The 24,603-nt window shown below is 67.9% G+C and carries 23 protein-coding genes and 4 pseudogenes; 13 read left to right on the top strand and 14 right to left on the bottom strand.

Annotation, left to right across the window (positions count from 1 at the left end):
- Positions 1-33: 33 nt before the first annotated feature.
- The gene (locus ACGFYQ_RS39905) at positions 34-738 is read right to left on the bottom strand and encodes an ABC transporter ATP-binding protein (RefSeq protein WP_393751955.1); all 705 of its coding nucleotides are present in this window, start codon (positions 736-738) and stop codon (positions 34-36) included.
- A gap of 79 nt (positions 739-817) precedes the next feature.
- Positions 818-1,168 (bottom strand): hypothetical protein, encoded by a 351-nt coding sequence (locus ACGFYQ_RS39900; RefSeq protein WP_393751953.1) that lies wholly within the window; start codon positions 1,166-1,168, stop codon positions 818-820.
- Positions 1,169-2,078: 910 nt separating this feature from the next.
- Between ACGFYQ_RS39900 and ACGFYQ_RS39895 the strand changes: the two genes are divergently transcribed.
- Positions 2,079-2,477 (top strand): transposase family protein, encoded by a 399-nt coding sequence (locus tag ACGFYQ_RS39895; RefSeq protein WP_393751975.1) that lies wholly within the window; start codon positions 2,079-2,081, stop codon positions 2,475-2,477.
- On the opposite strand, the pseudogene ACGFYQ_RS39890 reads toward ACGFYQ_RS39895, so the two are convergent.
- A pseudogene (locus ACGFYQ_RS39890) lies at positions 2,393-3,400 on the bottom strand (IS110 family transposase); the annotation flags it as partial. The gene ACGFYQ_RS39895 and the pseudogene ACGFYQ_RS39890 sit on opposite strands and share 85 nt — an antisense overlap.
- A 354-nt stretch (positions 3,401-3,754) precedes the next feature.
- On the opposite strand from ACGFYQ_RS39890, the gene ACGFYQ_RS39885 reads away from it, so the two are divergent.
- From ACGFYQ_RS39885 to ACGFYQ_RS39865, 5 genes and pseudogenes are all read left to right on the top strand, one after another.
- Positions 3,755-4,030: an isoamylase early set domain-containing protein gene (locus ACGFYQ_RS39885; protein WP_393751951.1), complete on the top strand. Its 276-nt coding sequence runs from the start codon at positions 3,755-3,757 to the stop codon at positions 4,028-4,030.
- A gap of 1,397 nt (positions 4,031-5,427) precedes the next feature.
- Positions 5,428-5,592 carry a hypothetical protein gene (locus ACGFYQ_RS39880; RefSeq protein ID WP_393751949.1) on the top strand — a complete coding sequence of 55 codons (165 nt, stop codon included), beginning with the start codon at positions 5,428-5,430 and terminating at the stop codon, positions 5,590-5,592.
- A gap of 695 nt (positions 5,593-6,287) precedes the next feature.
- Positions 6,288-7,781, top strand: coding sequence for an ABC transporter substrate-binding protein (locus ACGFYQ_RS39875; RefSeq protein WP_393751947.1), 1,494 nt, complete (start codon positions 6,288-6,290; stop codon positions 7,779-7,781).
- Between the two features lie 81 nt (positions 7,782-7,862).
- A complete protein-coding gene (locus ACGFYQ_RS39870) occupies positions 7,863-8,075 on the top strand; it encodes a hypothetical protein (RefSeq protein ID WP_393751945.1) in 213 nt (70 codons plus the stop codon).
- A gap of 260 nt (positions 8,076-8,335) precedes the next feature.
- A pseudogene (locus ACGFYQ_RS39865) lies at positions 8,336-8,581 on the top strand (transposase); the annotation flags it as partial.
- 41 nt (positions 8,582-8,622) lie between these two features.
- Here ACGFYQ_RS39865 and ACGFYQ_RS39860 read toward each other — a convergent pair.
- The 5 genes from ACGFYQ_RS39860 to ACGFYQ_RS39840 all read right to left on the bottom strand — a co-directional run bounded on the left by ACGFYQ_RS39860 (position 8,623) and on the right by ACGFYQ_RS39840 (position 13,418).
- A complete protein-coding gene (locus tag ACGFYQ_RS39860; RefSeq protein WP_393751943.1) occupies positions 8,623-9,021 on the bottom strand; it encodes a hypothetical protein in 399 nt (132 codons plus the stop codon).
- Positions 9,014-9,877, bottom strand: a complete 864-nt coding sequence (locus tag ACGFYQ_RS39855) for a heavy metal-binding domain-containing protein (protein WP_393751941.1) — start codon at positions 9,875-9,877, stop codon at positions 9,014-9,016. The genes ACGFYQ_RS39860 and ACGFYQ_RS39855 overlap by 8 nt, the downstream gene beginning before the upstream one ends.
- A gap of 1 nt (position 9,878) precedes the next feature.
- Positions 9,879-10,742, bottom strand: coding sequence for a heavy metal-binding domain-containing protein (locus ACGFYQ_RS39850; protein ID WP_393751939.1), 864 nt, complete (start codon positions 10,740-10,742; stop codon positions 9,879-9,881).
- Positions 10,743-11,085: 343 nt separating this feature from the next.
- Complete coding sequence (locus ACGFYQ_RS39845) at positions 11,086-12,351, bottom strand: IS701 family transposase (protein ID WP_393751937.1); 1,266 nt, start codon at positions 12,349-12,351, stop codon at positions 11,086-11,088.
- Positions 12,352-13,271: 920 nt separating this feature from the next.
- Complete coding sequence (locus ACGFYQ_RS39840; protein ID WP_393751935.1) at positions 13,272-13,418, bottom strand: hypothetical protein; 147 nt, start codon at positions 13,416-13,418, stop codon at positions 13,272-13,274.
- A 28-nt stretch (positions 13,419-13,446) separates the two neighbouring features.
- Between ACGFYQ_RS39840 and ACGFYQ_RS39835 the strand changes: the two genes are divergently transcribed.
- Both ACGFYQ_RS39835 and ACGFYQ_RS39830 read left to right on the top strand, forming a co-directional pair.
- The gene (locus ACGFYQ_RS39835) at positions 13,447-13,788 is read left to right on the top strand and encodes a hypothetical protein (RefSeq protein ID WP_393751933.1); all 342 of its coding nucleotides are present in this window, start codon (positions 13,447-13,449) and stop codon (positions 13,786-13,788) included.
- Positions 13,789-14,369: 581 nt separating this feature from the next.
- Positions 14,370-14,546, top strand: a complete 177-nt coding sequence (locus ACGFYQ_RS39830; RefSeq protein ID WP_393751931.1) for a hypothetical protein — start codon at positions 14,370-14,372, stop codon at positions 14,544-14,546.
- A 56-nt stretch (positions 14,547-14,602) separates the two neighbouring features.
- Here ACGFYQ_RS39830 and ACGFYQ_RS39825 read toward each other — a convergent pair whose 3' ends face one another.
- Positions 14,603-15,688 carry a hypothetical protein gene (locus ACGFYQ_RS39825; RefSeq protein WP_393751929.1) on the bottom strand — a complete coding sequence of 362 codons (1,086 nt, stop codon included), beginning with the start codon at positions 15,686-15,688 and terminating at the stop codon, positions 14,603-14,605.
- 270 nt (positions 15,689-15,958) lie between these two features.
- Between ACGFYQ_RS39825 and ACGFYQ_RS39820 the strand changes: the two genes are divergently transcribed.
- The 3 genes and pseudogenes from ACGFYQ_RS39820 (at position 15,959) to ACGFYQ_RS39810 (ending at position 17,373) form a co-directional block, all read left to right on the top strand.
- A complete protein-coding gene (locus tag ACGFYQ_RS39820) occupies positions 15,959-16,330 on the top strand; it encodes a hypothetical protein (RefSeq protein ID WP_393751925.1) in 372 nt (123 codons plus the stop codon).
- Positions 16,245-16,499: pseudogene (locus ACGFYQ_RS39815) on the top strand (hypothetical protein); the annotation flags it as partial. The gene ACGFYQ_RS39820 and the pseudogene ACGFYQ_RS39815, both read left to right, overlap by 86 nt.
- Positions 16,500-16,674: 175 nt before the next feature.
- Positions 16,675-17,373, top strand: a complete 699-nt coding sequence (locus ACGFYQ_RS39810; RefSeq protein WP_393751923.1) for a Tn3 family transposase — start codon at positions 16,675-16,677, stop codon at positions 17,371-17,373.
- Here ACGFYQ_RS39810 and ACGFYQ_RS39805 read toward each other — a convergent pair.
- Genes ACGFYQ_RS39805 through ACGFYQ_RS39785 form a run of 5 tightly spaced genes read right to left on the bottom strand, consistent with a single transcriptional unit; the run spans position 17,286 to position 22,205 of the window.
- Positions 17,286-18,299: an SAM-dependent methyltransferase gene (locus ACGFYQ_RS39805; RefSeq protein WP_393751921.1), complete on the bottom strand. Its 1,014-nt coding sequence runs from the start codon at positions 18,297-18,299 to the stop codon at positions 17,286-17,288. The two genes, ACGFYQ_RS39810 and ACGFYQ_RS39805, sit on opposite strands and share 88 nt — an antisense overlap.
- Positions 18,296-20,275, bottom strand: coding sequence for a B12-binding domain-containing radical SAM protein (locus ACGFYQ_RS39800; RefSeq protein WP_393751919.1), 1,980 nt, complete (start codon positions 20,273-20,275; stop codon positions 18,296-18,298). Before ACGFYQ_RS39800 ends, ACGFYQ_RS39805 begins: the two co-directional genes overlap by 4 nt.
- Before the next feature lie 6 nt (positions 20,276-20,281).
- A complete protein-coding gene (locus ACGFYQ_RS39795) occupies positions 20,282-21,127 on the bottom strand; it encodes a hypothetical protein (RefSeq protein WP_393751917.1) in 846 nt (281 codons plus the stop codon).
- Positions 21,124-21,984: a DUF692 family multinuclear iron-containing protein gene (locus ACGFYQ_RS39790; protein ID WP_393751915.1), complete on the bottom strand. Its 861-nt coding sequence runs from the start codon at positions 21,982-21,984 to the stop codon at positions 21,124-21,126. Before ACGFYQ_RS39790 ends, ACGFYQ_RS39795 begins: the two co-directional genes overlap by 4 nt.
- Positions 21,985-22,007: 23 nt before the next feature.
- A complete protein-coding gene (locus tag ACGFYQ_RS39785) occupies positions 22,008-22,205 on the bottom strand; it encodes a hypothetical protein (protein WP_393751977.1) in 198 nt (65 codons plus the stop codon).
- A gap of 121 nt (positions 22,206-22,326) precedes the next feature.
- On the opposite strand from ACGFYQ_RS39785, the pseudogene ACGFYQ_RS39780 reads away from it, so the two are divergent.
- Both ACGFYQ_RS39780 and ACGFYQ_RS39775 read left to right on the top strand, forming a co-directional pair.
- Positions 22,327-24,080 (top strand): annotated as a pseudogene (locus ACGFYQ_RS39780) (RHS repeat-associated core domain-containing protein); the annotation flags it as partial.
- A 106-nt stretch (positions 24,081-24,186) separates the two neighbouring features.
- Positions 24,187-24,513, top strand: coding sequence for a hypothetical protein (locus ACGFYQ_RS39775; protein WP_393751913.1), 327 nt, complete (start codon positions 24,187-24,189; stop codon positions 24,511-24,513).
- Positions 24,514-24,603: the final 90 nt, after the last annotated feature.

Here is a 24,603-nt window from a genome sequence, read left to right as displayed (position 1 = left end):
GGTGCCCGAGCCGGAGCATGGACACGTACCTGTTCACCTGCCCTCCTCCGAGTCCGCAATCAGACGCCCCTCAGTCAGTTCAAGCGTCCGGTCGGCACGGGCAGCGATCTGAGGATTGTGCGTGACAACGATCAGCGCACACTCAAAGCGTTCCGGTAGGCCGAACAGCAGATCAGCGACCACGTTGCCCGTGCGCTGGTCGAGGGAACCAGTGGGTTCGTCCGCCAGCACTACAGAAGGCCTGCCGATCAGCGCGCGAGCAACGGCGACACGCTGACGCTCTCCACCCGACAGCGACGAGGTGCGCTTGGACGAGGCTTCCTGCACTCCAAGTTCATCCAGCAGGCTCTGCGCGTCCGCATACGCCTTCTTCGCGTCGCCCCCGGCAAGGAGAACCGGCAGTGCGGCATTCTCCAGAGGTGACAGCTCCGGGATCAGCTCACCGAACTGATAGACGGTACCCACGGTGCGCAGCCGCATGCCGGCTCGCTCCCCGGCGGATGCCTGGGAGATATCGACGCCGGCGATGCGGATGACGCCAGAGGAAGCAGCGATCAAACCGCTGAGGCAGCAGAGAAGGGTCGTCTTCCCCGATCCGCTGGGACCCGTGACAGCCACGGACGACCCAGCCGTAACATCGAGGGTCAAACCGTTCAGAAGACGGCGATCGCCGATGCTGTAGTGCAGATCCCTCACTTCCACCGCGGCCGTTTTCCGGCTGTGCAGGTCGGTACGCATGCTTCCTCATTCTTGGCCGGGCGGCGCGGAGCCGGATGCGCCTGACGTTTCCGGCTCCGCGCGATGAGCACGTGCTGGATCAGGGCCGGTACTGCCAGGGGCCGTAGGGGTCGGTCGCCCATTCACGGATCTGCTGTGAGCGGTGCTTCGTGACCCGGTTGGTGGTGTCGACGCCACTCTCGGTGCAGGTTCCTTGCCCGCCCGTCGTCGCGGTGTAGCTCGTAAACCCGTTGTCCCGCGAGAAGTGAGCCTTCACCCAGTTCCCGTCCTGGTCACCGTCGCACGCCATCACAGACGCCCAGCTCACCCCATGGCGCTCGAGGTCCTGACTGAAACTGTTGTAGATGTAGGACGTTGCTGCGGTCGCGCCGGGGGCGCTGAAGGCGACGGCGGCTGTCGCGAGAACAGCAACCTTGGCGATGCGGTACATGAAAGATCCCTCCCCAATTGGAGAGCCCGTAGGGCTCGACACGACGCAGCGGCTAGTCAGCCGATGAGTCGTCTGCGCAGCCATATCGTCGGCAAGACCGCATATGCCATGCCAGCCAATAGCCCTTGACCTGGCCTGAAGACTCTGATCTATCAAACCGGGAGAAACCGCCCAGTGGGTTCGTCATCCTTCGTAACCGGATTACCGTTCGTTGATCTTGGCAACTGAGGGGGCGACACCCTGTTGGGAAACCGGAGCGAAGGCGTCTTGGCGACTTCTGATGTTTTCTCAGGGGACACCCATGACGTGTGGTGACTCAGGAATGGCCGAATGCGGTCGGCGACAGCGTAGGGCGGGCACCTGGGAGAACGCAGCAGCTCGCCTGCCGACTGCAGCCTGCCAATACCGCCTCGCTGCAGTGGATGCGAGGGACACGAGGGTGAACTCCCACTCCGCCCATCCGTTCGTTCGTGCTCGCGACGCCCTCCTTTCACGGCCCCCCGTGGGCTGGCGACGGAAACTAAGGAGACGAGACGAGGGTGACGATCCACTGCTGGCTGCGAGGCGACCCCGCGGCCGCCGGCCCGGCCACGCTGCTGAGCTGGGCGTGGGCAAGCCCCGTACCCGTGCTGGCTGGGTAAGCCGAAGTGGGCTCCTTGAGGGGGCACTTCGGAGCCTCCTTCTGTACCCACTTTGGGGCCTGACACCCGGCAGGGTGGCAAACATTGGCTTTGTCGGCGAGTTACGGGTTCTGGCACAGATCTTGGGGAGCCGTCGCGGAGCGTTACCTCGATGTTCGATTGCGACGCGCCTGTCCGCGTGAGACCGCGTACGCCGTGCCCTCGGATAGCCGGAAGTGACGCTCCCTCAGGTCCCTGCCGGTCGATGCTCTGGTCGGCTATGGACGGTGATGGTGCTGGTCATGCAGACCGATGCACCGTTCTGGGACTCACTGGTATTCGCCGGGATCGACGATGTGGATGTCGAAGCGGTTACGGCCGTGTTCGGCGCGGTCGAGGTGATCGCGAGAGGCCGCGCGACCGGGGCGGCGTGTCCGGGGTGCGGCTGTTTCTCGGGCCGGGTCCACGACCGGTACCAGCGCAGGCTGAAGGACCTTCCGCTTGCTGAACAAAGCTTTGTGATCCGGCTGACGGTCCGGCGCTTCGTCTGCGGGTCGGCGGACTGCCCGCGCCGGACGTTCGCCGAGCCGTTCTCCCGGCTGGCCAGCTGCCGGTTTCCGCCTCGGGGGGCGTGTTCGCCGTGGATCGAGGTCCCCGACGACCTGGTCGTGGGGGCGAGGCCGGCGTAGGAGGCGAGGTGGGCGGCGCTGGGGAACCCGGTGCCGTCGCCGACGGTGACCAGCAGGACGGCGGCGGTCCTGACGCCGACGCCGGGCATCGAGGTCAGGACCTTGGAAAGAGGGTGGGCCTACAGCAGGGCGTTGATCTGGGCTTCCAGTGCCCGGCGCTGTTCGTGGACGGCCGCGAGGGAGCGGGCCAGGGACGGGATCACGGTGTCGAGCGTGCCGGTCCCGGGCACGACGACGGTCTGCTCGTCCAGGGCGGTAAAGACGTCGTCGATCAGCCGGTTGGCCATGCGTGGGGCCTTGGGCCGGATGAGCTCGACGAGGCGTCGGCGGCCGGCCTTTCGCAGGGCGGCCGGAGATCCGTAGCGTTCCAGCAGCCAGGTGACGGCCTGGTGATCGAGACGGGGGCCCAGGACGCGTTCGAGGCTGGGGTGGAACTGGGTGAGCAGGCTGCGTATCCGGTTGCTGGTGCGGGTGGCCTCGGCGGCGAGGTCCTGGTCGAAGCCGGTCAGCACGGTGAGCTCGGCGGTGATCTCGTTGGTCAGCTCCAGCGAGCGCAGCGCGTGGGGCAGGGTGCGGGCGGCGTCCGCGATGACTTCGGCATCCTTCGCGTCGGTCTTCGCCTCACTGGGGTAGAGATCGGCGATCCGGCGCATGGCCAGGCCCGGCAGGTAGGCGACCTTGCAGCCGGCGTCCCGGGCGATGGTCAGGGGCAGGGCGCCGATGGAGGCGGGCTGGTCCACGATCACCAGCACGGTGCCGAACTTCGCGGCCAGCTTGTCGAAGACGGCCCGCAGCTTCGGCTCGTTGTTGGGCAGCTGCTTGTCGAAGACCTTCTTGCCGGCCGGAGTCAGTCCGTGCCCGTGATGGGCACTCTTGCCGACGTCCAGGCCGAGGAACCCGCCCACGTCTTCGGTGTCGAACATCGCGCCCCTCCCAGGGAGTTGAACGTGCCGGCCTCGGCGGTGGTGTCGTGCTCGCGCATTCACGTTATGCAGACCTGCCGTCCGCGAGCTGTCCGGCATTGCGCCGGACCGGACGGTGGCCGGACCTCTCATCAGCGTCTCCGACGGCACCTTCCGGGCCCGGTGACACCACCCCCCAGGTCATCCGTTCGACAGGGGGACACAGTCATGCCGGGCCCGGAGGCCAGCGGCCCTCTTGCAGGGCCGCGGAAAACATAACGGGGGGGACTGCTCGTGCCGTACCACTCTTCAGGCATGCGGGGTTGATCATGGTGGCCTGTGCCTTGTCCGACGGAGAAACAGGGAGCCGGCCCCGTGCTCGAACGCAAGCTTCGCAAGGATTCCACCGACGTGACGTTCACCTTGCCCGCCGGCGTTCCCCCGGGCCCGGTGAGCGTCGTGGGGGACTTCAACGGCTGGACCCCGGGCACGCACGAGCTCAAGGACCGGAGGGGCGGAGTGCGGGCCGTGACGGTCAGTCTGCCTTCCGGGCAGCGGCACGCGTTCCGCTACCTGGCAGCGGGGGACCACTGGTTCGACGACGACACCGCTGACGCGCACGACGGCCGCAACGGCCACATCCACACCTGAACCCTCCGCCCCTCCAGCACCACGCTGGTTGCGTGCTGGGCGGTCACGCCGTCCAGCAGGGGTTGGCTCGCTCTCGATATGGAAATGCGGCCGCGGGGGCGGCTTCGGTGCGATGGTCCGGAGGGGGCCGGTCTCAACTGCGCCCCGTGGACGGCGCTGTGATGAAGGCGGTGCATCCCCGCTGGCTCTGACCTGCGGTGGGATGCGCCGGGTGGGAGCGGGCCCGCCTTGATACTGCCCCCGGTCCGGCACTCGGTGCCCCCGCACTGGCAGGCCTGCGGTCCTGCGCTCACCGCGCCGGCCCGCCGCGCGCGGTAATGGGGTCTGTGTGGGTGGTTCGCGGTGGTGTGGGGCGGGTCGTGGGTGTGCATCGCGGGCGGATTGGGTGGGATGGGTAGGCGAGGAGCGCACCTGCCGTGTCGGTGTTCTCCCTCACTGGGGTGCTTGTCGGCCGGGCATCGGCCGCCGTCACACGTCGCCTCCACGCAGGCGCGGTCGACAGCATCGGCTTTCCCGAGCTTCTGGCCTCTGCCGTCGGCAGCTGTGGGCTTTCAGCTGGCCAGGGCGACGAGCCTTCCGTATCCCAGTTGGGCTGTCCGCCTGGCGGCGAGGCGGACGTGCGTGAGGCGCCGTGACCGCATCATCCGGCTGGGATGCAGCGCGCCGTACTGCCGGGCGCGGTGGGCTGGTTGTTTCACGGCCGGCCCCGCGCGGCCGGCGTCCCGCGGGCGTGAGGGGCTGTCGGGTCTGCTGGTGTGAGCGCGGTCGGTACGGCGGCTGGGGTCTGCCGGGCCTGGTCGGAATGCCGGCGGCGGTCGCGGAATGTGTGCGGAAGAGGGCCCCTGCCGGTAACAGGGGCCCTCTCGTTTTCCGTGTGCTGTCCGCGTCGTGCCCAGGAGGACTTGACGGGGCTTCACGGTCGCGGCCGCCGCGGGGCGGTCGTTCATGTCCAGTCTCGCCACGGCCGGCGGGCAATAGCAAGATCGCGTGGCCGTTCCGTCGCGTTCCGAATGCTCAATGGCCAGGTCAGCACCCTTGCCGACGGGCGGTGAGGCTCCGCTCGGAACGGCGGGGCAGCGGGCGCGGCGCCGGCCGGCGGGTCGTGTCCCGGGCAGGAATCCGGTGCGGCTGAGTGCGGAACGGCTCGTGCTCGCAACGGATTTGGGGGTAGCGCGTTCCGCTGGGATCAAAAGCTTGCGAGCCGCCCTTCGATGACAGGAAGCTTGCTTCTCATCACGGTCCGTACACGGCGCTCCGGTAAAGCGCCTTCGGCCCGTCCCGGCAATCCCGTGTCGCCCAGGAGGCGTTCCATGCAAAATCATCGGTCTTCACGGCGTCGCAGCCTGCGGCCCGCCCCCTCTGCCCCGTCCTGCGGGACAGGGGCACTCGGCCTGCGCGTGGTGGTCTTCGTCGTGGTCGTGGCGGTGGTCGTCGTGCTGCTGAAGTCGGGCCACTCGATGCTCGATGCGTTCGGGCTCGTGACGGTCGCGGCCGGCGCAGCCGCCCAGATCAGCGCGTGGCTGGGCCAGCCCTCCGCCTCTGTTTCCGGAGGACAGGCGTAATGAACAAGTGGGAGGAAAGACTCCGCGCGATAGGCGACCAGAGAGCATTCCGCGAGGAACTCGTGGCCCTCAAGGGAACAAAATCGTACAAGGACGTGGAAATCGCATCCAAGGGTGACCTTCCGTCCGCCACCACCTCGACGACGTTGCGCCTGGACCAGCTTCCGAGCCGCAAGTTCGTGGGACGGTACCTGACTGCCCTGACTGCATGCGGAGTGATCGAAGCGGGCCAGGCCCTTTGGGCCGAGGTATGGGAGGCCCTGGACGAGGGGCGAGCCCCCCTTGGATGGCCACCGCAGGATTCCGCGGTCCTGCCTCAGGACCTTCAGGCCCCGCCGGACGGCCCTCGCGACGTCCCGGCACCACGCCCGGAACGAGTGTCGACACCCGAATCCCCGGCGCCCCTCCACCGGCCGGCCGAAACGAAAGCCTCCGAGGTTCCGACACCGAGCCGGGGAGCGGCAGACGCCGGACCCCCGGCGCAGGCTCCCGGGCTCCCACCGCAGGACCGCCGTCCCGAGGAACCGGGACAGGACGAGATTCCGGCGCAGGGCAGTCCTGCAACAGACCCGGCTGACGGCTCCGAAGCGCCGGAGCCCCCCGACGAACCGGTCTCGGTGCACGGATCCGACGTGCCGCCCCCTGCCGGTCCGGGCCGGCAGCCCTGGTTTGCGGGCCGGCGCCGGCTGATCGCGGTGACCGCAGTGGCGCTGGCGCTCGCTCTGATCGCCGGCGGCCAGTGGTGGCATACAGAGCAGAAGAAAACGAAGGCTGCCGCGGAGCGCGCACACCAGCAGCAGCTGGACGCGCAGGAACGCGAGAAGCACTGCGGCACCACGAACCCACTGCTCACCACGGCGGGCGGGGAATGCTCCGGGATCACCGACGGCAGCGACGGGCCCGGCGTCTTCGGCCCGGGGTACGAGCCGGCCCTGACTGCGCTCAACGCCGAAAACACGGCCGTGGTAGGAACGGACGGCTACGTCACGGTGGCGTTGATGGGGCCGCTGACCCAGGGCCCCAAAAGCCTGACCGGCGACCGCGCCGTACACCAGGTCGAGGGAGCCTTCATCGCCGTGCGGAAGGCGAACGAGGGCAACACCTACCCCAAGATCCGGCTGGTACTGGCGAACATGGGCTCGGATGAATCGCACTGGCCCGGCGTCGTCGACCGGCTCAAGAAGATGACCGGCCCACCCGGCCCGCTCGTCGCGGTGACCGGGATGGGCCTGAGCCAACAGGAGTCGGTCGATGCCGCGCGGTCTCTGTCGGCGGCATCCATTCCGATGGTCGGCGACGTGATCACCGCGAACGGCTTCGACACCACAGGCAGCATCGACGCCGGCACCAGGATCGAGGGACTGGTACGCGTCGCCCCCAACACCAGCGCGCAGCTGCAGGCGATCAGCCAGGAACTGCGCAAGCATCCCGAGCTGAAGACCGCAGCCCTCGTCAGCGCCCCGACCACCCCCACCGGAACGCCCGACTTCTACACGAACTCCATCGAAAAGGCCGCTCAGAACCCGGCAACCGGACTCCTGCCCTACCTCCAGGCGGGAGGCATCTCCTTCAACTTCGAGGTCCGGGGAGGCGCCGCACAGACCAGCCTGGACACCATCAGCAAGAACCTCTGCGGCAAGGTCACACCCGACCTGGTGGTCTACGCAGGCCGCGCGACCTACCTGCCCACCTTCCTGGAGAAGCTGCGCCAGCGGCAGTGCCGCACCACCCCCATCACCGTGGTCACCGGCTCCGACGCCGCAACCCTGGACCGCAAGCTGCCCGCCCTCAACGACCCCGGCGCCCCGATTTCGGTCCTCTACGTACCCCTCGCCGACCCCGGCCAGCTCGCCTCCGACGCCAACCCCGACCACAGCCTCTACCGGGACTTCGCCGACGACTTCGGCCGCGCCCACCACGGCCAGACATTCGACACGGGCCACCTGGCCAGCGGATGGGCAGTCATGGCACACGATGCGGTCGTCACCGCCGCCCTGGCCATCCGCCACGCGATCAACCCGCCCCAGACCCCGCCCACCGTCTACGCGGTAAGGGCACAGCTCTACCTCTTCGCCACCACCAACGTCATCGAAGGAGCCAGCGGCATCTTCCGCATCGACCCGCAGACCGGCAACCGCAACGGCACACACGACCCCCAGGTAGTGCGCCTGGGCACACCCGCCGCATAACCGACCGACACCATACGAACCCTGCTGGGCAGCACCCGCTGCCCGGCAGGGTTCCTGTGCGGCAACACGCAGGACACCACCATGACTTCCGAAGACATCGCGCAGATCGCCCTCGCGTTGCCGGAACCGACCGCAGAGGAGCCGTACAGACCCAGCACCCGCCTACAAAGTCGGCGGTACCTGGACCGGCTGATCAACACCAGCATGACCGATCTACGCCACTTCCTGAAAGAGGAGCCTGTGCCGGAACGCGGCGCGCGTTGCCCTGACCGAGAGGCGTCGACAGCGGGCTGAGTGGCTTTATTCACGAGTTAAAACTCGTGAACATCACCCGACCGTGGATCCGGGTGCCTCCCAAACCCATGAACATCCGACGGCACTACTCGGGTTCTGGCACAACTTCTGTGGACCTGTGCCGCGCCTGCTCGTGTAGGCGCTGGACCAACTTGCTCACCTGCCGGTTCCCGGCGTCGGCGACACGATGCGCCGAGCGTCAGCTCGTCACCACAGAAGTTGTGCCAGAACCACTACTCGTGAATAAAGCCACACCTGCGAGACGCGGGATCCGCGCGGTCATCCCGCAGCCGTCCGACCAGATCGGCCACCGCCTGCGGCGAGGACGCCGAGGCGGCCGCCCGCCCGGCTTCGACGCCGAGATCTACAAGCAGCGGAACAGCGTCGAACGCTGCATCAACCGCCTCAAGCAGTGGCGCGGCCTGGCCACACGATGCGACAAACTGGCCATCGCCTACCAGGCAGCACTCCACCTCGCCGCCATCCTCATCTGGGCACGACGCTGACCAAAGAGACAGAACCTAGCGCACGGACCACGGGGGCGGGGTCAGGCCAGGAAGCGCTCGACGGCCTCGCGGGCACGGGCGTTCGAGGCCGCGGCTCCGGCCAGGGACCGGGCCAGGGCGCCGATCCACTCGTTCAGGTCCGCGGGGCGCCGGGAAAGCACGACGCCCCGTACCTCGTGGCTGATCTCCCCGGCCACCTGCCCCCGGTCCATCCGCAGCGAGAGCCGCTGATCCCCGAGGGCCACGTCCAGTTCGGCGACCGAACCCTCGCGCCCGGCCAGCCGCTCCGCGACGGAACGCCTGCGCCTGATCCGTACGGCGCCGGGCGGCAACGAGTCCGCCAGGTTCGCCGACAGCACGTTGACGTAGAGGTTCAGGTCCGTGCTGTCCCGGCGCAGCGCCGCGGCCAGCAGCTCCACTTCCCGCTCGGGCTCAGGCATCGAGGCCCAGCACCGTGGTCGGCCGGTCGATGACGTGGTCCTCGCGCAGTGGCCGCACCGCCGTCCCGATGGCGAAGAACTCGGTGGTGTGCGATCCCCAGCTGTGCGAGTGCTGCCTGAGCTGGACCGCCACGATCCCCTCGGCGTCCAGGGCCCTGCCCTCCGCCTGCATGCGGCTCATCGCCAGCCCGCGCGCGTCGTAGAGGGCCTGGGTGAACGGTTCGATCTCGACGTTGCGGCCCGCGGTGCTCAGCGCCTGGCCGAAGCGCTGGTGCGCCACGTGGTAGACGCACGAGCCCATGACCATGTCCAGCGGCGCGTACCCGGCCCGGATCAGCGTCCAGAAGTCCTGGCCGGACAGGTCCGAAGTGAACGGCTTGCCCTTGTTGTTGAGCCAGGTCCCGCCCGGTCCCGGGTCCGCGCCGTCGGCCTTGATCGCCGTACCGACCGCGATGAACTCGGCGATGTCCGAGCCGAACTCCTTGAATTCGATGTCCAGCCGCACCCCAACGATCCCGTCGGCCCCCAGCGCACTCGCCTCGGCCTCCATCCGGCTCATCGCCAGATCCCGCGCGTGGTACATGGCCTCGGAGAGCTTGGTCAGCTCCTGGTTCTTCGTCCACCTGCCGAGCTGGATGCCTACGTGGTAGACCGAGGAGCCTAGGACGAGGCCGAGCGGGCGGAAGTCGGCCTCGCGCACCAGCAGAAACTCGTTCACCGTCAGGTCCGAGGTGAAGAACGAGCCCTTCTCCCCCGGCTGGAGCTGCGCGAGCCGCCGCATCGCTTCCTCGGATATCGCCTCGGCGACCGGCTGCGCGGCTGCCCCGGCCGGTTCCCGTCCCGTTCGCTCTGTCATGTCAGTGCTCGCGCTCCAGTCTCATGATGGTCAGTGGTTCGGGCCCGGCGGGCCGCCGGGAGCGGCCGAACCGGGCGATGGAGGTGCCGACGAAGACCGCCTCCGCGATACAGTCGCGCGCATACGCGCCGCCCCCGATCCCGCCGACGCCCGGGCATTCCCTCCCGTGCACCGTCAGCTCCACTTCGTCCACGACCACTCCGTCGGCGCCGTGCTTCGCCACGTCGATGGCCAGCTGCTTACGGGCCCCTTGACGGGCCCGGCTGATCAACTGGGTGTAGCCCTCGACCTCCTGGTTCCCGGCGGTCCAGGAGCTCTGGAGGGTGGACCAGTCGTCATGCCGGGTCTCCATCGCGATGCCGAAGGCGAGTCCGGTGGGAACCCATCCGGCGTTCAGGAGCTTGGCGAAGTCCTGGCCTCTCAGGTGCGAGGTGAAAGGCGCGCGGGGCCGGATCCTCGACCGGGCCCGGACCGCGGTGCCCAGCACGGTGAACTCCACTGTGTGTGACGTGAATCTATCGACCCGGAGGTCCACCCCGACGATCCCGTCGCCGCCGAGCGCGCGGCACTCGGCCACGGCTCGGGCCAGCGCCAGCCGACGGGCCGCGTAGAGCGTCCCCACCATCGGGGCGAAGGATGAACCCATCGGCGGGGAAGGCTTCTTGACCCCGTCCGTGACCGTCCAGGCGCCCGGACAGCCCCAGAGGCCCTCGTACCCGATGTTGAAGACGGCCGTACCGAGCACCTGCCCGACCGGCTCGAACCCGACCCCCTTGACCGCGGCGAACTCCCCGGCCGGCAAGGCCGAGTCCCAGGTACCACCGGCAGCGCCCCCCGGCGACCCGGCGTCCCGTCGGTGTGTCATCGGCTCCTGTGCCATCGACCTCTCGGCTCCCCCGTGCGGATCGTGCCGCTCCTTGCGGCAGCGTATGTCATCGCATGGATCAGCGACCGGCGACCCCGAGCTAGTGTCCTGCGCCGTTAATTCGTCGGTAGTTTCGACGTGCCGCTCCGGCCCAATCCAAGTAGCCGACCAGGCGTCTTGACCGTTCGTGGCGCAGCAGAACTGCCTACGAACTTCGGGCGCAGGACACTAGTAGGGCTTGGTCAGGTTGGTGTTGGTGTGGGTATGTCGCGGTGACAGGTGGGGCAGGCGCCGGTCCAGAGGGCGAGGAGGGTCTGTAACTCGCGGACGACCCGGTAGAGGGTCAGGCCGGCGCCGTGTCTTTTGGGGCTCTGGCCAGCCGCTGGAGTGTGCAGAAGGCGTGGGCGGCGGAGACGAGGGTGACATGGTGGTGCCAGCCGCGCCAGGTGCGGCCCTTGAAGTGGGCCAGGCCCGGGGCCTGTTTCATCTCGCGGTAGTCGTGCTCGATGCGCCAGCGGAGCTTCGCCATCCGCACGAGTGTGGTCAGCGGTGTGTCTGCGGGCAGGTTCGAGAGCCAGAACTGGACCGGCTCCGCCTCCCTGGCGGGCCACTCGGCCAGCAGCCAGCAGGCGGGCAGCTCTGGCCCGGTGACGGCTTTGCGGATCTGGCGCCCGGCGGGCCTGATCCGCAGGGCCGTGAAGCGCGAGTACATGCGTTTGACGCCGCTGCGGCCGGTGCCGGGACGGGATCCCTCGCGCCATTGCACTGACCGGGCAGTCTTCCGTCCGGCCTGGATGACCATCTCCTTCACGCTCTGGGCCGTCTCGGGGTACTGCGCTGCGGGACGGCGCCCGGTGCCGGAGTAGGGCGGAGTGCAGGGTGCCGCGTCGCCGGGCTGGGCGGTCACGGTGGTGGAGATGCCCACCACGTAGTGCAGTCCGCGTTCCTCGAGGCCGAGGCGGAAGGCGGCGGTGTCCCCGTATCCGCCATCGGCGACGGCCAGTGGGACGTCCAGGCCCCACGACCGTGTCTCGTCGACCATGTCCAGGGCCAGTTGCCATTTCTCGACGATGCTGAGTCCCTCGGGGATGCCGCACTTCGCCCGGCGGGTCACTTTCGCGGGATCGGCCTTCGGCGAGGCCGGGTCCCAGGTCTCCGGGAGGAACAGCCGCCAGTTGACCGCAGACGAGGCATGGTCGCCGGCCAAATGCAGCGAGACCCCGGCCTGGCAGTTGGTGACTTTGCCCGCGGTGCCGGTGTACTGCCGCGTCACGCACGCCGAGGCGTCGCCGTCCTTGAGGAACCCCGTGTCATCGATGATCAGCGCGGTCGGCTTGATGGCCGCCTGCATCTTCCAGGCGAGGCGGGCCCGCACGTGGGCCGGGTCCCATGGGCTGGAGGTGATGAAGTGTGCCAGGGCCTGCCGGTTCCCGTCCTCGCCGAGCCGGGCGGCCATCGGCTCGACCGACTTGCGTCCGCCGCCCGTCAGCAGCCCGCGCAGGTAGACCGACCCCCACCGACGCTGATCCGCACGCGCGAATGGCTCGAACACCTCTGCCGCGAAATCCTCCAGGTCACACCGGACCCCAGCCAACTCCCCAGACGTCATATCCGATCAACGGCATACCGATCATCCGGACACGCCACCAACGACTGAACCTGACCAAGCCCTACTAGTAGTCGTCGGCGTGGTGGCAGGAGCGGGATGGGCCCGGTGGCGGACGTCAACCTTCGATTTGGCGCGTCGCGGTCTGGAGCCAGAGCGCTCGAGTGTCGGCCGTTTTTTCGGGCTGCACAGTGAACTGGACGACTTTGCCGGGTAGTCATCACATACTGTCGGGAAACGATGCCCGACGAGTGTGGGGGTGGGGACTTGGCTGCGTGTGCACGGTGCGGACGAGTTGACCAGGTTCGAAGCGTTCGCACAGTATATGAAAGCGGAAACGGCAGCTTCGGAGGAACATCTTCTTCGTCAGGTTCGTGGGGCCCTGACGGCAGCTACAGCGGATGGAGCGAGAGCGACCTGGCATCGCGGTTCAGCCCTCCCCGTAGCTACCGGGATGAAAACAGCTGTGGCTGCTACCTCGCAATGCTTGTGTGTTTGATCCCGGTGTACCTGTTCATTGCACGCCCTGATGAGGGTACGACGACCGGCCGCACCATAGCGGCGCTGGTCGTGGTCCTGCCCCTGGTTCTTCTCGTGTTGCGCCTGGCGTTCCGTTCCAATGCGGAAGCCGTAGCGAACACCCGCGAGAGCGAGGAGATTCTTCCGTTCCGGATGCAGATATGGAGGGAGGCGAGCGTCTGCCTCCGCTGCTACGTTGCCTTCTGGCCTGCGCACAACGGGCACCGGCGTGTTGTACCTGTCGATGAATTTCAACGAGCAGTTTCGGACCTGGCCATTGAACTGCGACGGAAGAGCCAGGAGCCGCACTCAGGATAGAGCTGTTGAGCGGGCACGCGTGGCCGCGGTCTCGACGCGTCCCGGCCAGCCGGGTGGTCGGAGCGACGGCCCCCCGGCGCGGCAAGTCAGACAGCCGCCGTCTGGCCGGAGGCAGCCCCGCTCCGCTGCGCGGCGTCCCACTCGCCCAGGGCTGAGCGCACCGCGGCGGCGACGTCGGGGTCGGTGCCCTTGCGCTCCGGGGGCCTCTTCGCGTTCTCCGGGCACCGCGTCACGCACGTGCGCTGACCTCGTTGGGCACCGGTGAAGACCCCGATCTCCCGCACCCCCGGCGCCAGGGCGCTCCGCCTGGTCGCCGTCGCCCCGCGCTGCCACCTGTGCCCGGACGAGGACCAGGTCCTTGCCGATCCGGCCCTCACAGTCACCTTCCACCCGGCCTCCGGAATCGCCCGCCGGGTCGCCCTGTGCGAGTCCTGCCACTCGGGCCGGCCCAGCCGGGGGAAGACGGATATGGGACCCGCCGACCTCGCGTGGCGGGTAGTGGAGCGTGACGCCACGACCCTGCTCGCCGCGTACGAGGAACGCCGCTGGATCCCGTACCGGGGCGAGCTGGAGTTCGCCGCCGGCCTCGCGCGGATGGCCTAGACCGAGGAGTCGATGCGGGCCGCCGTGCGCGACGCGGACGACACGGTCTTCGGCGGGAAGCTGGTCCACGCTCTGGAGGGTGGAAGCGCCTACATCCTGCTGCACCATGTCGCCACAGATGACCCCGCGCTGCACTCGCTCCGGCGCCTGGTCGACGTCCTCGCCACGGCTGCGGAGCAGCCCCCGGGAGGCACCCCGGGGACGCCGCCTGATCGTCAGAACGAGCACAGTGGCTGGGACCGGGAGTGGTGCGGAGTAGCTCCCGTGCACCGGCCTTTGGCCGCCGGTCTCGCGTGGGCGCACCTTCTGTGGCCGAGGCCAAAGAGCACACAGTGTGATGGTCGGCCGGTCGGTGAGGTGTCCCGCCGGGCGGGTTCCAGGGGCTGATCTACCCGTCCGATGGGCTGTCTTTTCGTCAACCGGGGATGTGGCTCTACCGTGGGTCGATGCTGGTCGACCGGTGGTTCGAGGGTGGATCTGGGGCTGGTTGGCTTGTTGGTGGCCTGTGGTTGCGGTGTCGGGTGACAGGGGAGCGTCAGTACTTACGACAGCGAAAGTGTCAGTGGCTCCGCGGCGCGTACATGATGACGGCCATTCCGGCTCCGAAGTTGTCGTCGGACTGGAAGGTCGCGACTCAGCTGCATGACGAGGCCGAGCGTCGGGCGGGAGGCTTTCGCGCCGCTGGCGATGTCGACGTGGATGTTGTCGCGTTCGACGCCGTTGCGGAGAAGCGCGTCGATCCCTTGAGCTCGCCGTAGTTTGACGACACTCGGGAGCAACAGGAAGCTCTACCGCTTCGTGGGCCTGGTAGAGCTCAACGGCGCGGGTACACGACCACGCTGTACGCATCGCCGTCCTCCCCTATATAGACCGCTTGATCCTTAAGGATCAAGGTAGGCGCTTTGGTACCGGAGGGCAGCGGGGCAGCCGTCCCGGTGGAGATGGACAGGCTGACCGGGGATGTGGAGCGTCCGTTCGCCGCGACCGTATGCCCGTAAGCAGTACCGTCGTTGTCGACAGCGGTGAAGACGGCCTCCTTCTTGTCCGCTGTACTTGACGAGCACTGTCCCTTGCCGGTGGTGAGGTCGAAGGTCAGTACCCCGTCCACGAGGTAGCGGTGGTCGGCCGAGAGGGCGGGATGGATGTCTTTCGGGTCGGAGCCGCCCGGATTGCCCACGTCGGAGGCGCAGGTCGCTGATGCTTTGACCTTGCCTGTGGACGCTTCATGTACCGCCCACACGCGCGGGCCGGTTTCGTCGCCCGCCGCCGGCCAGCCAGCGATGACCAGGTCATCGACTGTCCTAAGGATGGTTGCCATGTTCAAGCTGCCGGGAGCCTCCGCGCCGGGAGGGACGTTGGAATCGCCATACCACGCTCCGGGCCCCCAGAAGTGGTATGGCTTGTCTCCCTGGACAAGCGGGCCGCGCGAGGTGATACCTACGGTTCTGATCCCGTGCCCGCAACCCCAACATGCGCCAGCATCAGGGGCCTTGAGCGCATCATCGGCGTACGATGTGGTCTTGCCGGAGACCACGTCCACGACTGTGACGGCCTGCTGATTACCGAAGTAGACCAGCTGAGCACCCTGAGCGGAGGGTAGCGCGTTCGGCTCCGCCGCCGGAATGTCAATCGTCCGGGCAGGGGCCAGCGCGTCCCCCGAAGAGTCCGCCGGGTAGATCGCGATCCGGACCGTCGGCTTGCTGTTGGTCAGAGCATTCTCGCCGGGAGTCCCACTGATCGACAGCGCAACGTAGTCCTTGCCACCAGTGGTCACGACCTGCGGGAGCGGCAGCTCGCCCCGGACGGAGTCGAACGGCCACCACGGCTTCGTGGACCAGCGGACCGCGCCGGTTCCCAGGTCCTTGGCCGTCAGGACATATCCGTCCGCGGCCTTGGTCACGGTAACGGCTAAGCCGGGCGTGGGCGCGACAGCGACGGTTCCCTTCGGAGCGGGTGACTGCGCCCAGCCTTTCGTCCCATCGAATGCGGCAGGCACAGCAAGTCGGGGCACGTCTGGTGTCGCCTTTGCGTCCCCAGACGGCGCCCGAGAGCCATGCGTATCGGCAGCATCCGAGCCCCCGCCCCCACCACCGCAGGCCCCGAGTACACAGACCAGCATGACGGCTGCCGCAACCTTGATCCTGCGATACACCGACCCACCCCTTTCGCCTTGGACGAACTGCTGGGCCAAGCCCAAAAGGACAGACGTCATCCTGTGGGTGCCATGTCAAAAGGCGCAGTACCGACGCGATTAGCTCTGGCGCACTCTGGCATCCCCGACAGAGTGCGGATCGTCGCCGACGCGTACGGCCTGGACGATCTGGTCGATGAGTTCGCGGACGTAGGGGTCGATGGCGGTGGGGCCGGCCGTGGCCCAACCATGACCGGCTGGCCCCGCCGCATCGTACGGCCCGGCACCCGCTTCTGCGGCCGGCTTGGTGGTCACGCGTTCTCCAATGCGGTCGGCCCGGTGGGCGTCACCGGGCGCACGGTGTCGGCGGTGGTCGCGGTGGCTTCGTCGTATGCGGCGAGGGTTCGGTAGAGGGTGGAGCGGCCGACGCCGAGGATCGGCGACCCGAAGCAGCTCCCAGGCCGTGGGCGTCGGCGGCTGGTTCGCCGAGGTCCACCGGCTGGTCCGCGGAGCCACCCTCACCGAGAACCGCCGCCAGCAGGACGAGGCCGAGCGCCAGGCCCTCGATGTCTGGCGGACCGGCGACCACGCCCAGGCCCTCCAGATGCTCGCCGCCGGCGGGCGGGTGCACGCGGTGGAGACCGCGGATGAGGCCCGCGAGGCGATGCTCACCGCCTGGGACGAGCTGCGCGGCCGTTGGCCCGACGAGCTGGACATGCTGGAGCAGCTGGTCGTGCTCGCCGCCCGCCGCGGCTTTGAAGGAGTACGGGGCGCTTCGCCGTACGGTCTACGCCGCCCGCTATCTGGCGGACGAGACCTACCGCAGAAAGATCGCCCGGCAGCTCAACAAGGGCGAGTCCCTGCACTCGCTTCGCCGCAGCCTGCTGTACGCGCACGAGGGCGCGATCCGGCACCGTCACCTGTCCGGGCAGACCGAGCAGGCGTGGTGCCTGACGCTGCTGACCAACTCTGTGGTGACCTGGACTACGGAGTACTACGGGCTGGCCATCGCGCAGATGCGCGCCGAGGGCCGGGCGGTCGACGACGAACTCCTCGCGCACATTTCCCCGGCCCACAGCGAGAACGTGAACTTCTTCGGCACGATCAACGTGGAGGTCGACACCGAGCTCGCCAAGCTCGACCTGCCGGCTACCGGCCGCTGCGAGCCCGCCGCCGTAAGCGGTCCTGAGCGCCAGGGGCTCGCCGTTGTCGGCTTTTGTATGCAAGGGCGGTTCGCAGCCGGGGTGTTACTGCGATCGTGGGGGTGGAGTGACCGCAGTCAAAACCGCCTCGACTATCGCCATCCGACGATCGGCAAGCCCCGCACCCCGATCGACAAGGGGTGGGCGAGGAGAGCTGTTCGGTGTCAGAGCCGCACGACGTGGACGAACCACTCGATGCCGGAGTCGTCCCCCTCGAAGGTGTGCTCGAGCTGTACCCCAGCAGTTTCGTAGATCGGCAGCCACTCCTCCCTGCTCTCAGGCGGAATGCCCTGGCCGGTGAGCGCCTGAATGACGTCGTGGACTACCGTGTGCCGATACTGCGACGGGATAGCGTCGACTCGGCCGAGCTTGCCGTAGTAGTCCACGTTGAGCAGCAGCCGTTCGGGGAACAGCGCGCTGAGGCTGCGCAGAAAGGCCACGGCCCCGCTGTCGCCGCCGCCGAAGAACTCGTTGATTACCGAATTGCAGTGGACGACCTCCACATGCTCTCGCAGGTCGGCCGGCAGCACCGCGGCGAGGTCGCGGCCGTCGCCGTGAATGATCTTGATTCGGTCCTCGAAGCCGAATCGGCTGATGCGGGCGCGCGCCGCGTCGCACATCGACTCGACCACGTCCACGCCCCAGCCCCGGAATGCGGCATCACGTTCCGCCAGGGCTGTGAGCGTGGTTGCTGGGCCGCACCCGATGTCGAGCATCGCCTGGGAGGTCAGGGTCCGCATGATGGCGAGCACGACGGGGTTGGGAGGTGGACCGAAACGGCCGTACGCCTCGGACTCCACGACCCGATTCACCAGCGAGCAGCCCCAGTCTTCCCGGCGGAGGCTCTCCTCGAGGCTGGCGATGGCTGGACCGTAGCCGCCGATGAACTTATCCAACTGGAAGCCCAGGAAGTACTCGTCAGTGAAGGTCTCCGCGAGCCGGTACTCGTTACCGGAGCGGGTGACGAGGTCGGTGCGCTGTACCAGGAACTCCAGCAGCGTCGCGAGCAGGTCCGGCGTGTAGCCGAAACGGCAGCCGAGTCGCTCGACCGTGCTGCCGCCGCGCAACTGCTCGAGCAGCCCGACCCTGTGCAGCTGGTTGAGGGTGCTGGCCAGGTAATAGCCTTCGATCGCATCGAGTACCGACGCCTTGGGCCGGGGTTGCGCGAATGGGTTCACACAGGGCTCGCATCAGGTCGTGAGGCCCGCGCGGGCTCCGTTGTGTCGAGCAGTACGCCGAGGCGGAACAGGTCACTGGCGAAGGATCGCAGGCTCCCGTGCTGGTCGTCGTCGCGGGAGAGCCAGTGCGACAGTTCCTCGCCGGATCGGGGCGCGGCGAGCCAGGCCACGAATTCGAGGGCGATGCCGTCGACGTCGAACGACCGGACGCGATCCGGCTGCGCCACGTCGACGAACAGCAGAAGGTTGCGGTCCGGCGCCATGGGAGCGACGGCTGACGCCACCTGATCCGCCTGCAGGCTGGCCAGCAGCGACGGCACGTCGTGCATGTCGCGCAGCAGCCCCGCCGACGGGCTGAGCCGACACGACGGGACCGCCCCGCCAGCCTCGTCCGCCGACTCGGCCAGCGTCTTCGCCCGCAGCCCTTCACCCATCACCAGGAAGCGGACCGCCGAGCAGATCGGGTGCGCCGCTCCCCACGTGTGCCGGACGAAGTCGACGAGCAGCGGGCCGTCGGGAAGGGGCGCCGACGCCGCGTCGGCGAACGTGTGCAGCTCGCGGACCAGCGAACTCAGCCGCCCGTCGAAGTCGTGGAGCATGCGGCGCAGCAACGAGTGTCCCAGGGCGTACAGCAGCGGGAAGGCCCGGTCGACGAACAAATGCCGGGACCGGGTCAGGACGGTCGGGTAGTAGTGGTGGTTCATGAACAACTGCGGGTGGTCGCTCATCACCCGGCTGTCGTCGGGTTCGAGCGTGGGGAAGTTGAAGTCGCTGATGTGGCCGTCGTATGCGAGGCGCTCGCCGTACTCGTCGTGCAGCGCGGTGCCGGGCTCGGGAGTCAGCAGGTGCAGCTGCAGGTTGATCAGATCTGGTGAGCGCGCCGTGCACTCGCCGAGCAGGTCGAGGGTGGCGTCCTGATCCTCGCTCGTCTCCTCGGGATACCCCGTAATCACGGAAACGGTCGACTTCATGCCGAGATCGCCGGTGAGGTCGAGGGTCGGGTGGACCAGGCCGAGATCGAGATGCTTGCGGCTGATCTTCTGCATCCGGGCCGAGCCGGTCTCGACGCCGTAGTAGATCGAGCGGCAGCCGGACTCGTACATGGTGGCCAGCAGGTCGCTGTCGACGCAGTCCATGCGGGCCGAGCAGGACCAGGTGTATCCACGCCCGGCCACGGTCTCGCAGAAATGGCGCACCTTGTGCTTGTTGGCCGTGAACATGTCGTGGGTCAGCGCGAAGTCGCTGATCCCGTACGTGCGGTGGAGGTGGTCGAGCTCGCTCACCAGCCGCTCGGACGACTTCAGGCGGTAGCGGCGGCCGAAAAACGACGCGGTCGAGCAGAAGGTGCAGCTGAACGGGCAGCCGCGCCCGGCCTCCACCCGCAGTGAGTGCAGGCCCAGCTCTGCGATGGGGTAAAGATCGTAGGCCGGGAAGGGCAGCTCGTCGAGGTCGCCGAACTGCGGGGTGTCCGCGGTCGACACGACCTCGTCGCCCACTCGGTAGCTCAGCCCGAACGTGCCCGACAGGTCGCCGGCACAGGAGCGTTCGAGCAGGGCGGGAAGCACCGCCTCGGCTTCGCCGCGTACGACGATGTCGAAGGCGTCGAAATGCCGCAGCAGCTCGCGATGCAGGATCGTTGCGTGCGGACCGCCCAGCAGGATCGGCAGGTGCGGTCGCTGCCGCTTGACGTGACCGGCGACCTTCGCGGTGCAGATGAGATTGCAGCCCAGCGTCGTGAGACCGAGCGCATTGGGTTCCTCATCGAGCAGCGCCCACGCGAGCCCGCGGTAGAACGTCTCGTCGAGGCGAAGCTGCCGACGGTGCAGCGCCAGACTCGGATCGAACACCGTCGCGGTGTGCCCGTGCTCGCGGGCCACGGCTGACAGCGACAGGAGTCCGAGGTGCGGCTGCAGATCGAACGGTGCGTCCGGACGAGCCTGGTCGATGAGTACGTTGTCGCAGAGGACGATCCGCACAGCGCGTCAGTCCCCTTCGTGGAAGGTGAGCACCCCGACCTTGGCCATCCGGCGTACGACTGTTCGCAGCGCCGACCGCAGTGGGTCGCCAGCGGGAAGCAGCTGCCCAAGGGTGTGCCTGCCGTCGACACGGTCGAGCAGGTCGCACAGGTGCACATCGACCTCGAAGATGCGCAGCTGCAGCGAGTCCCGGTCTCCCCAGTAGGCGAGCAGGCGCGGCAACTCCGTCAGATCGGCCAGTGTCCGCCGACCCGTCTGCAGGGCCTGGATGACGCGGTCCGGGTCGTGACGGAAGGACTCAATGAGCAGCAGACCCCGGATCCGCGGCACGAGCCGGTCCGCGGCGCGCGCGTCCCGGTCGAGGATGGCCGGGTCGACGGGGCGTCCCTGGTCCGGCACTGCGACCTGCAGCGCGAGCCGCTGTTCGAACCACAGGCGTTCGTGCTGGAACAGGTCGAGCAGGCCCGGGTAGCGCGTGGCCCCGATCGAGGCCACCCAGCCGGGGAAGAACGCGGCGAAGTGCCGGGTGCGCTCGGTGCGGTCGACCTGGTCGGCCCGGTCGCACTGATGCTGCGCCTGGTAGGCGGAGAACAGCTCGAGGTCGAGACCGTAGTGATCCACCAGCAGCCGGGTGTACGGAAACGTGTGCCACAGCGTGTTGTTCTGCACCTTGGTGACGAAGCCCGCGAAGGTACGCACCCGGTTCAGGTCCAGGCTCAGGAACTCCTGCCGTTCCTGGCCGGTGAGGTCCAACCCGGACAGAGCGCCCTGGAGATCGTTGCGGGCCAGCACGAGGAACGGCGGATCGACGACACAGCGCGCCAGGAACTGCTGAACCGCCGCGGTCGTCATGCGACCACCCCGGCCACGGTCAGGCTGCCGCGTACCCGCTCGATCTCCTCGAGCAGGGCCGAGATCGGGAAGTTGCCCGACCAGTTGTACTCCAGAGTGATCGCCGCGACCGGGGTGCTGCGCAGCACCAGCGAGAGCAGGTCATGGACCTCGTCGGGGGCGCGCACGGTGTGGTCGTCCCACCAGGCGCCGTCCCGCTCACTCACCCCAGAGATGTGGAGCTGATCGATCCGGTCGAGCGGAAGCCCCAGCAGCTCGCTCACCGGATCGAGCCCGAGGTTGCGGCAACTGAGGTAGAAGTGGGCCAGGTCGACTAGCAGCCGTGCCGGGCACCCTGCGCACACGAGGTTGGCGAACTCCGTCGGTGTCATCGTGGTGCCCGGCGGCGCGAAGTAGATCGGCGGATTCTCTAGCAGCAGCGGTACACCGAACCGGTGCCGGTAACAGTCCACAGCGCTGATCACCCGCTGCGCGATTTCCGCGTTCAAGGGCGGATTGACGGAGTAGCCAACGTCATACGACGGCACTGCCGACCCGTCGAAACCCGCGGACGGCCCGGAGGTGACGAACGCCATGTGCTCGCTCAGCCAGGGAACACCAGTCTTGCTCACCCACGCCGCGAGCGAGTCCACGATCTCTGCCGAGGGCGGCACGTCCCCGGCCAGGGACAGCGAGGCGCAGTGGAGCAGCAGCGGCATGCCATCGGGCAGGCCGAGCGGCCTGCGGTCGTAATGGACAAGCTCGAAGGGAACCTCGACGTAGTCGATCTTCCCGGGATGGTCCGCCAGGAACGGTCCTACGTAACTGCTGTAGGCCAGGCCGAGCTTCGTCGGCCCGACCGGGGAAAAGAGTGCCATCGCAGCGTGATTCCCGGCGGCACTCAGTTCGAAGTGACCATGCTGTCGGGCAGGTCGGTCAGCTTCGTCGAACCGATCTCCTCGAAGCGGATGGTCAGTACACCGTCCTTCTCGAGACACCTGGTGACGGCGTCCACGTCCAGCGTGAAGGACACCCGCGCCCCCTCCTTGGTGAGGTTAACCTCGACGTCGCCCGGCCGCTTGTCACTCTGCTGCGCCATCGCCAGTTCCCTTCCGCGTTGTTGCTGGTCAAGACCTGGCTGGAGTCTACGGGCAAACAGCACTATTTCCGCAGATCTCGGAGATTCGGGCGAGGCGGCGCCGCCTCGCCCGCGCGGCCGCTCGACGTTCACTTACTACCTGTCAGGGCAGCTTGCCGAAGCGGTCGGCTCTGATGCGACGGTCACGCACCTCCGTGACCGGTTCGGGCGTCTCCGGTCCGAGACGGTGAACGGCCGCACTGTGAGCTACACCTATGACGGGCTCGGCCGCCGGATCTCCCGTACGACACCGTCCGGAGCGGTGAGCTCCTGGGCGTACGACGCGATGGGCCGGCGGGCGGAGCTGACGACCGCGGGCCGGACGCTGTCCTTCGAGAGGGACGCTGCAGGCCGCGAGACGGCCCGTCGCATCGGGGAGGGGCTCACCTTCGCCTCTACGTACGACGAACTCGGCCGCCTCACCGACCACCTGGTTTCGGGTGCGGGGAACAGTCTTCAGCACCGCTCCTACACCTATCGCGGTGACGGAAAGCTGATCGCGATGGACGACCAGCTTTCCGGCAGCCGCCGCTTCGAGCTGGATGCGGCGGGGCGCGTCACCGCCGTGCGTGCCTCGGAATGGACCGAGCGCTACGCCTATGACGCGACCGGAAACCAGACCGAAGCCTCCTGGCCGCCACGCATCCGGGCCGGGAGGCCACGGGGCAGCGGGAGTACACCGGCACGGCGCTCACCCGGGCGGGCAGCGTCCGGTACGAGCACGACGAGCTCGGCCGGGTCGTCCTGCGCCGGAAGACCCGGCTTTCCAGGAAACCGGATACCTGGCGCTATGAGTGGGACCCCGAAGACCGTCTGACGAGAGTCACCACGCCCGACGGCACGGTGTGGCGCTACTCATACGACGCGTTGGGCCGCCGCACCGCCAAGCAGCGCTTGGCGCCCGACGGCGTCGAAGTCCTGGAGCAGGTCTCTTTCGCGTGGGACGGCACGCTCCTGTGCGAACAGGCCACGACGCTGGGCGAGGCCCGCACCCCATCGGTCGTTCTCACCTGGGACCACGACGGCCTACGGCCCCTCGCCCAGACGGAACGCGTCATATCCGGCGGAGCACTCCAGGAGGTGATCGACGAACGGTTCTTCGCCATCGTCACCGACCTCATCGGGACTCCCACGGAGTTGATCGACGAAGAGGTCACCATCTGCTGGCGAAGCCGGGCAACGCTCTGGGGCGCCACGGCCTGGAACAGCGGTGCGTCCGCCTACACGCCCCTTCGCTTCGCCGGTCAGTATTTCGACCCGGAAACCGGTATCCACTACAATTGCCTGCGCTACTACGACCCTGAAATCGGCCGGTACTTGAGTACCGACCCCCTCGGACTCGCACCTGCGCCGAATCCGTCGGCATACGTACCCAATCCCCTGCACTCCACCGACCACCTGGGGCTTGCGCCGGACTACCATGAGTTCCACACGGTGCAGGACCCTGCCAACGCCACACGGCTCAGAGGTGACGGAAATCCTTGGCCTGAGGCGGACACCCGAGGGCAGTGGGGCGAGGGAGTGTATTCCTGGGGCACGTTGGACGAGGCGGTCCGCTATGCGGAGCGCATACGCGGGCGTGGTGGGCCGGGGGAGATCGAGCTGGAGGTCCTCACATTCAAGGTGTCGGCGGAAGATTTCGCCAGAATGAACAAGGCGGACATCACAAAGATGACGCCGGAGAAGATGGACGAATTCTTCGAGAAGCACAGCCGCCTCTACAGCGAGGCCGGGGCGCAGCCGCACAACTTCGACTATGTCCGCGGTCCCACCGGCATGGGGGTCGAGAACTACTTCAGCCGGAATGTGTTCCACCTTCTCAAGTTTGTGAATTGAGCGAATGATTCGAACATTTAAGTATCGGCTCAGGAGTCCGCTCGGCGGACTGGCGGCGGATCTCTCGGCCCGAACTGTGCCGCCGGGCGAGGCATCTGCTCCTTTCGTGCGGATCTATCGAGGAGTACGCCTCCTGCTTCCGGGCTCGGGCATGTACTGGGAAGACCTGGCCTGGCTCTCCTTCGCCGTCGCGCTCCGTGCGGAGGAGCTGTGCGCCAGGTATCCGAAGGGCATTTACCTCGAGATCGTCTCTCTCGACTTCCCGTTGACCGACTACCGGCCGGAGGTTGCCGCCCTCTCCATGGACGGGTGGCTGCGAGAGGAGTTCGACCTGCCCGATGCGGGGATCGCCTGCGCGTACTCGGGTGGCGCGGACCCCTATGCCTTCTCGTGGGGTGGGGCGGAGCCGCCGCTTCGGAGCCCGCGGCTCTAGGGCCTGTGTGATGTCGTGATCAGTTCCGGGATTCTGTCCTCTTCGCGGGGTGGAACCCGGTAGGACTGTGGTCGTGACACGCAGGCAACT

Origin of the sequence: Streptomyces sp. NPDC048258 (assembly GCF_043201995.1) — a bacterium.
In the GTDB taxonomy this organism is placed as follows: domain Bacteria; phylum Actinomycetota; class Actinomycetes; order Streptomycetales; family Streptomycetaceae; genus Streptomyces.
The sequence above is the reverse complement of the archived record's forward strand: the minus strand, read 5'-3'. Positions and strand labels throughout refer to the sequence as shown.

Coding starts and splice junctions, on each gene's coding strand:
- ACGFYQ_RS39845 (WP_393751937.1), bottom strand. CDS start 12,351: ATGACGTCTGGGGAGTTGGCTGGGGTCCGGTGTGACCTGGAGGATTTC.
- ACGFYQ_RS39900 (WP_393751953.1), bottom strand. CDS start 1,168: ATGTACCGCATCGCCAAGGTTGCTGTTCTCGCGACAGCCGCCGTCGCC.
- ACGFYQ_RS39785 (WP_393751977.1), bottom strand. CDS start 22,205: ATGGCGCAGCAGAGTGACAAGCGGCCGGGCGACGTCGAGGTTAACCTC.
- ACGFYQ_RS39905 (WP_393751955.1), bottom strand. CDS start 738: ATGCGTACCGACCTGCACAGCCGGAAAACGGCCGCGGTGGAAGTGAGG.
- ACGFYQ_RS39830 (WP_393751931.1), top strand. CDS start 14,370: ATGATGACGGCCATTCCGGCTCCGAAGTTGTCGTCGGACTGGAAGGTC.
- ACGFYQ_RS39790 (WP_393751915.1), bottom strand. CDS start 21,984: ATGGCACTCTTTTCCCCGGTCGGGCCGACGAAGCTCGGCCTGGCCTAC.
- ACGFYQ_RS39870 (WP_393751945.1), top strand. CDS start 7,863: ATGACTTCCGAAGACATCGCGCAGATCGCCCTCGCGTTGCCGGAACCG.
- ACGFYQ_RS39895 (WP_393751975.1), top strand. CDS start 2,079: ATGGTGCTGGTCATGCAGACCGATGCACCGTTCTGGGACTCACTGGTA.
- ACGFYQ_RS39855 (WP_393751941.1), bottom strand. CDS start 9,877: ATGACAGAGCGAACGGGACGGGAACCGGCCGGGGCAGCCGCGCAGCCG.
- ACGFYQ_RS39860 (WP_393751943.1), bottom strand. CDS start 9,021: ATGCCTGAGCCCGAGCGGGAAGTGGAGCTGCTGGCCGCGGCGCTGCGC.
- ACGFYQ_RS39795 (WP_393751917.1), bottom strand. CDS start 21,127: ATGACGACCGCGGCGGTTCAGCAGTTCCTGGCGCGCTGTGTCGTCGAT.
- ACGFYQ_RS39850 (WP_393751939.1), bottom strand. CDS start 10,742: ATGACACACCGACGGGACGCCGGGTCGCCGGGGGGCGCTGCCGGTGGT.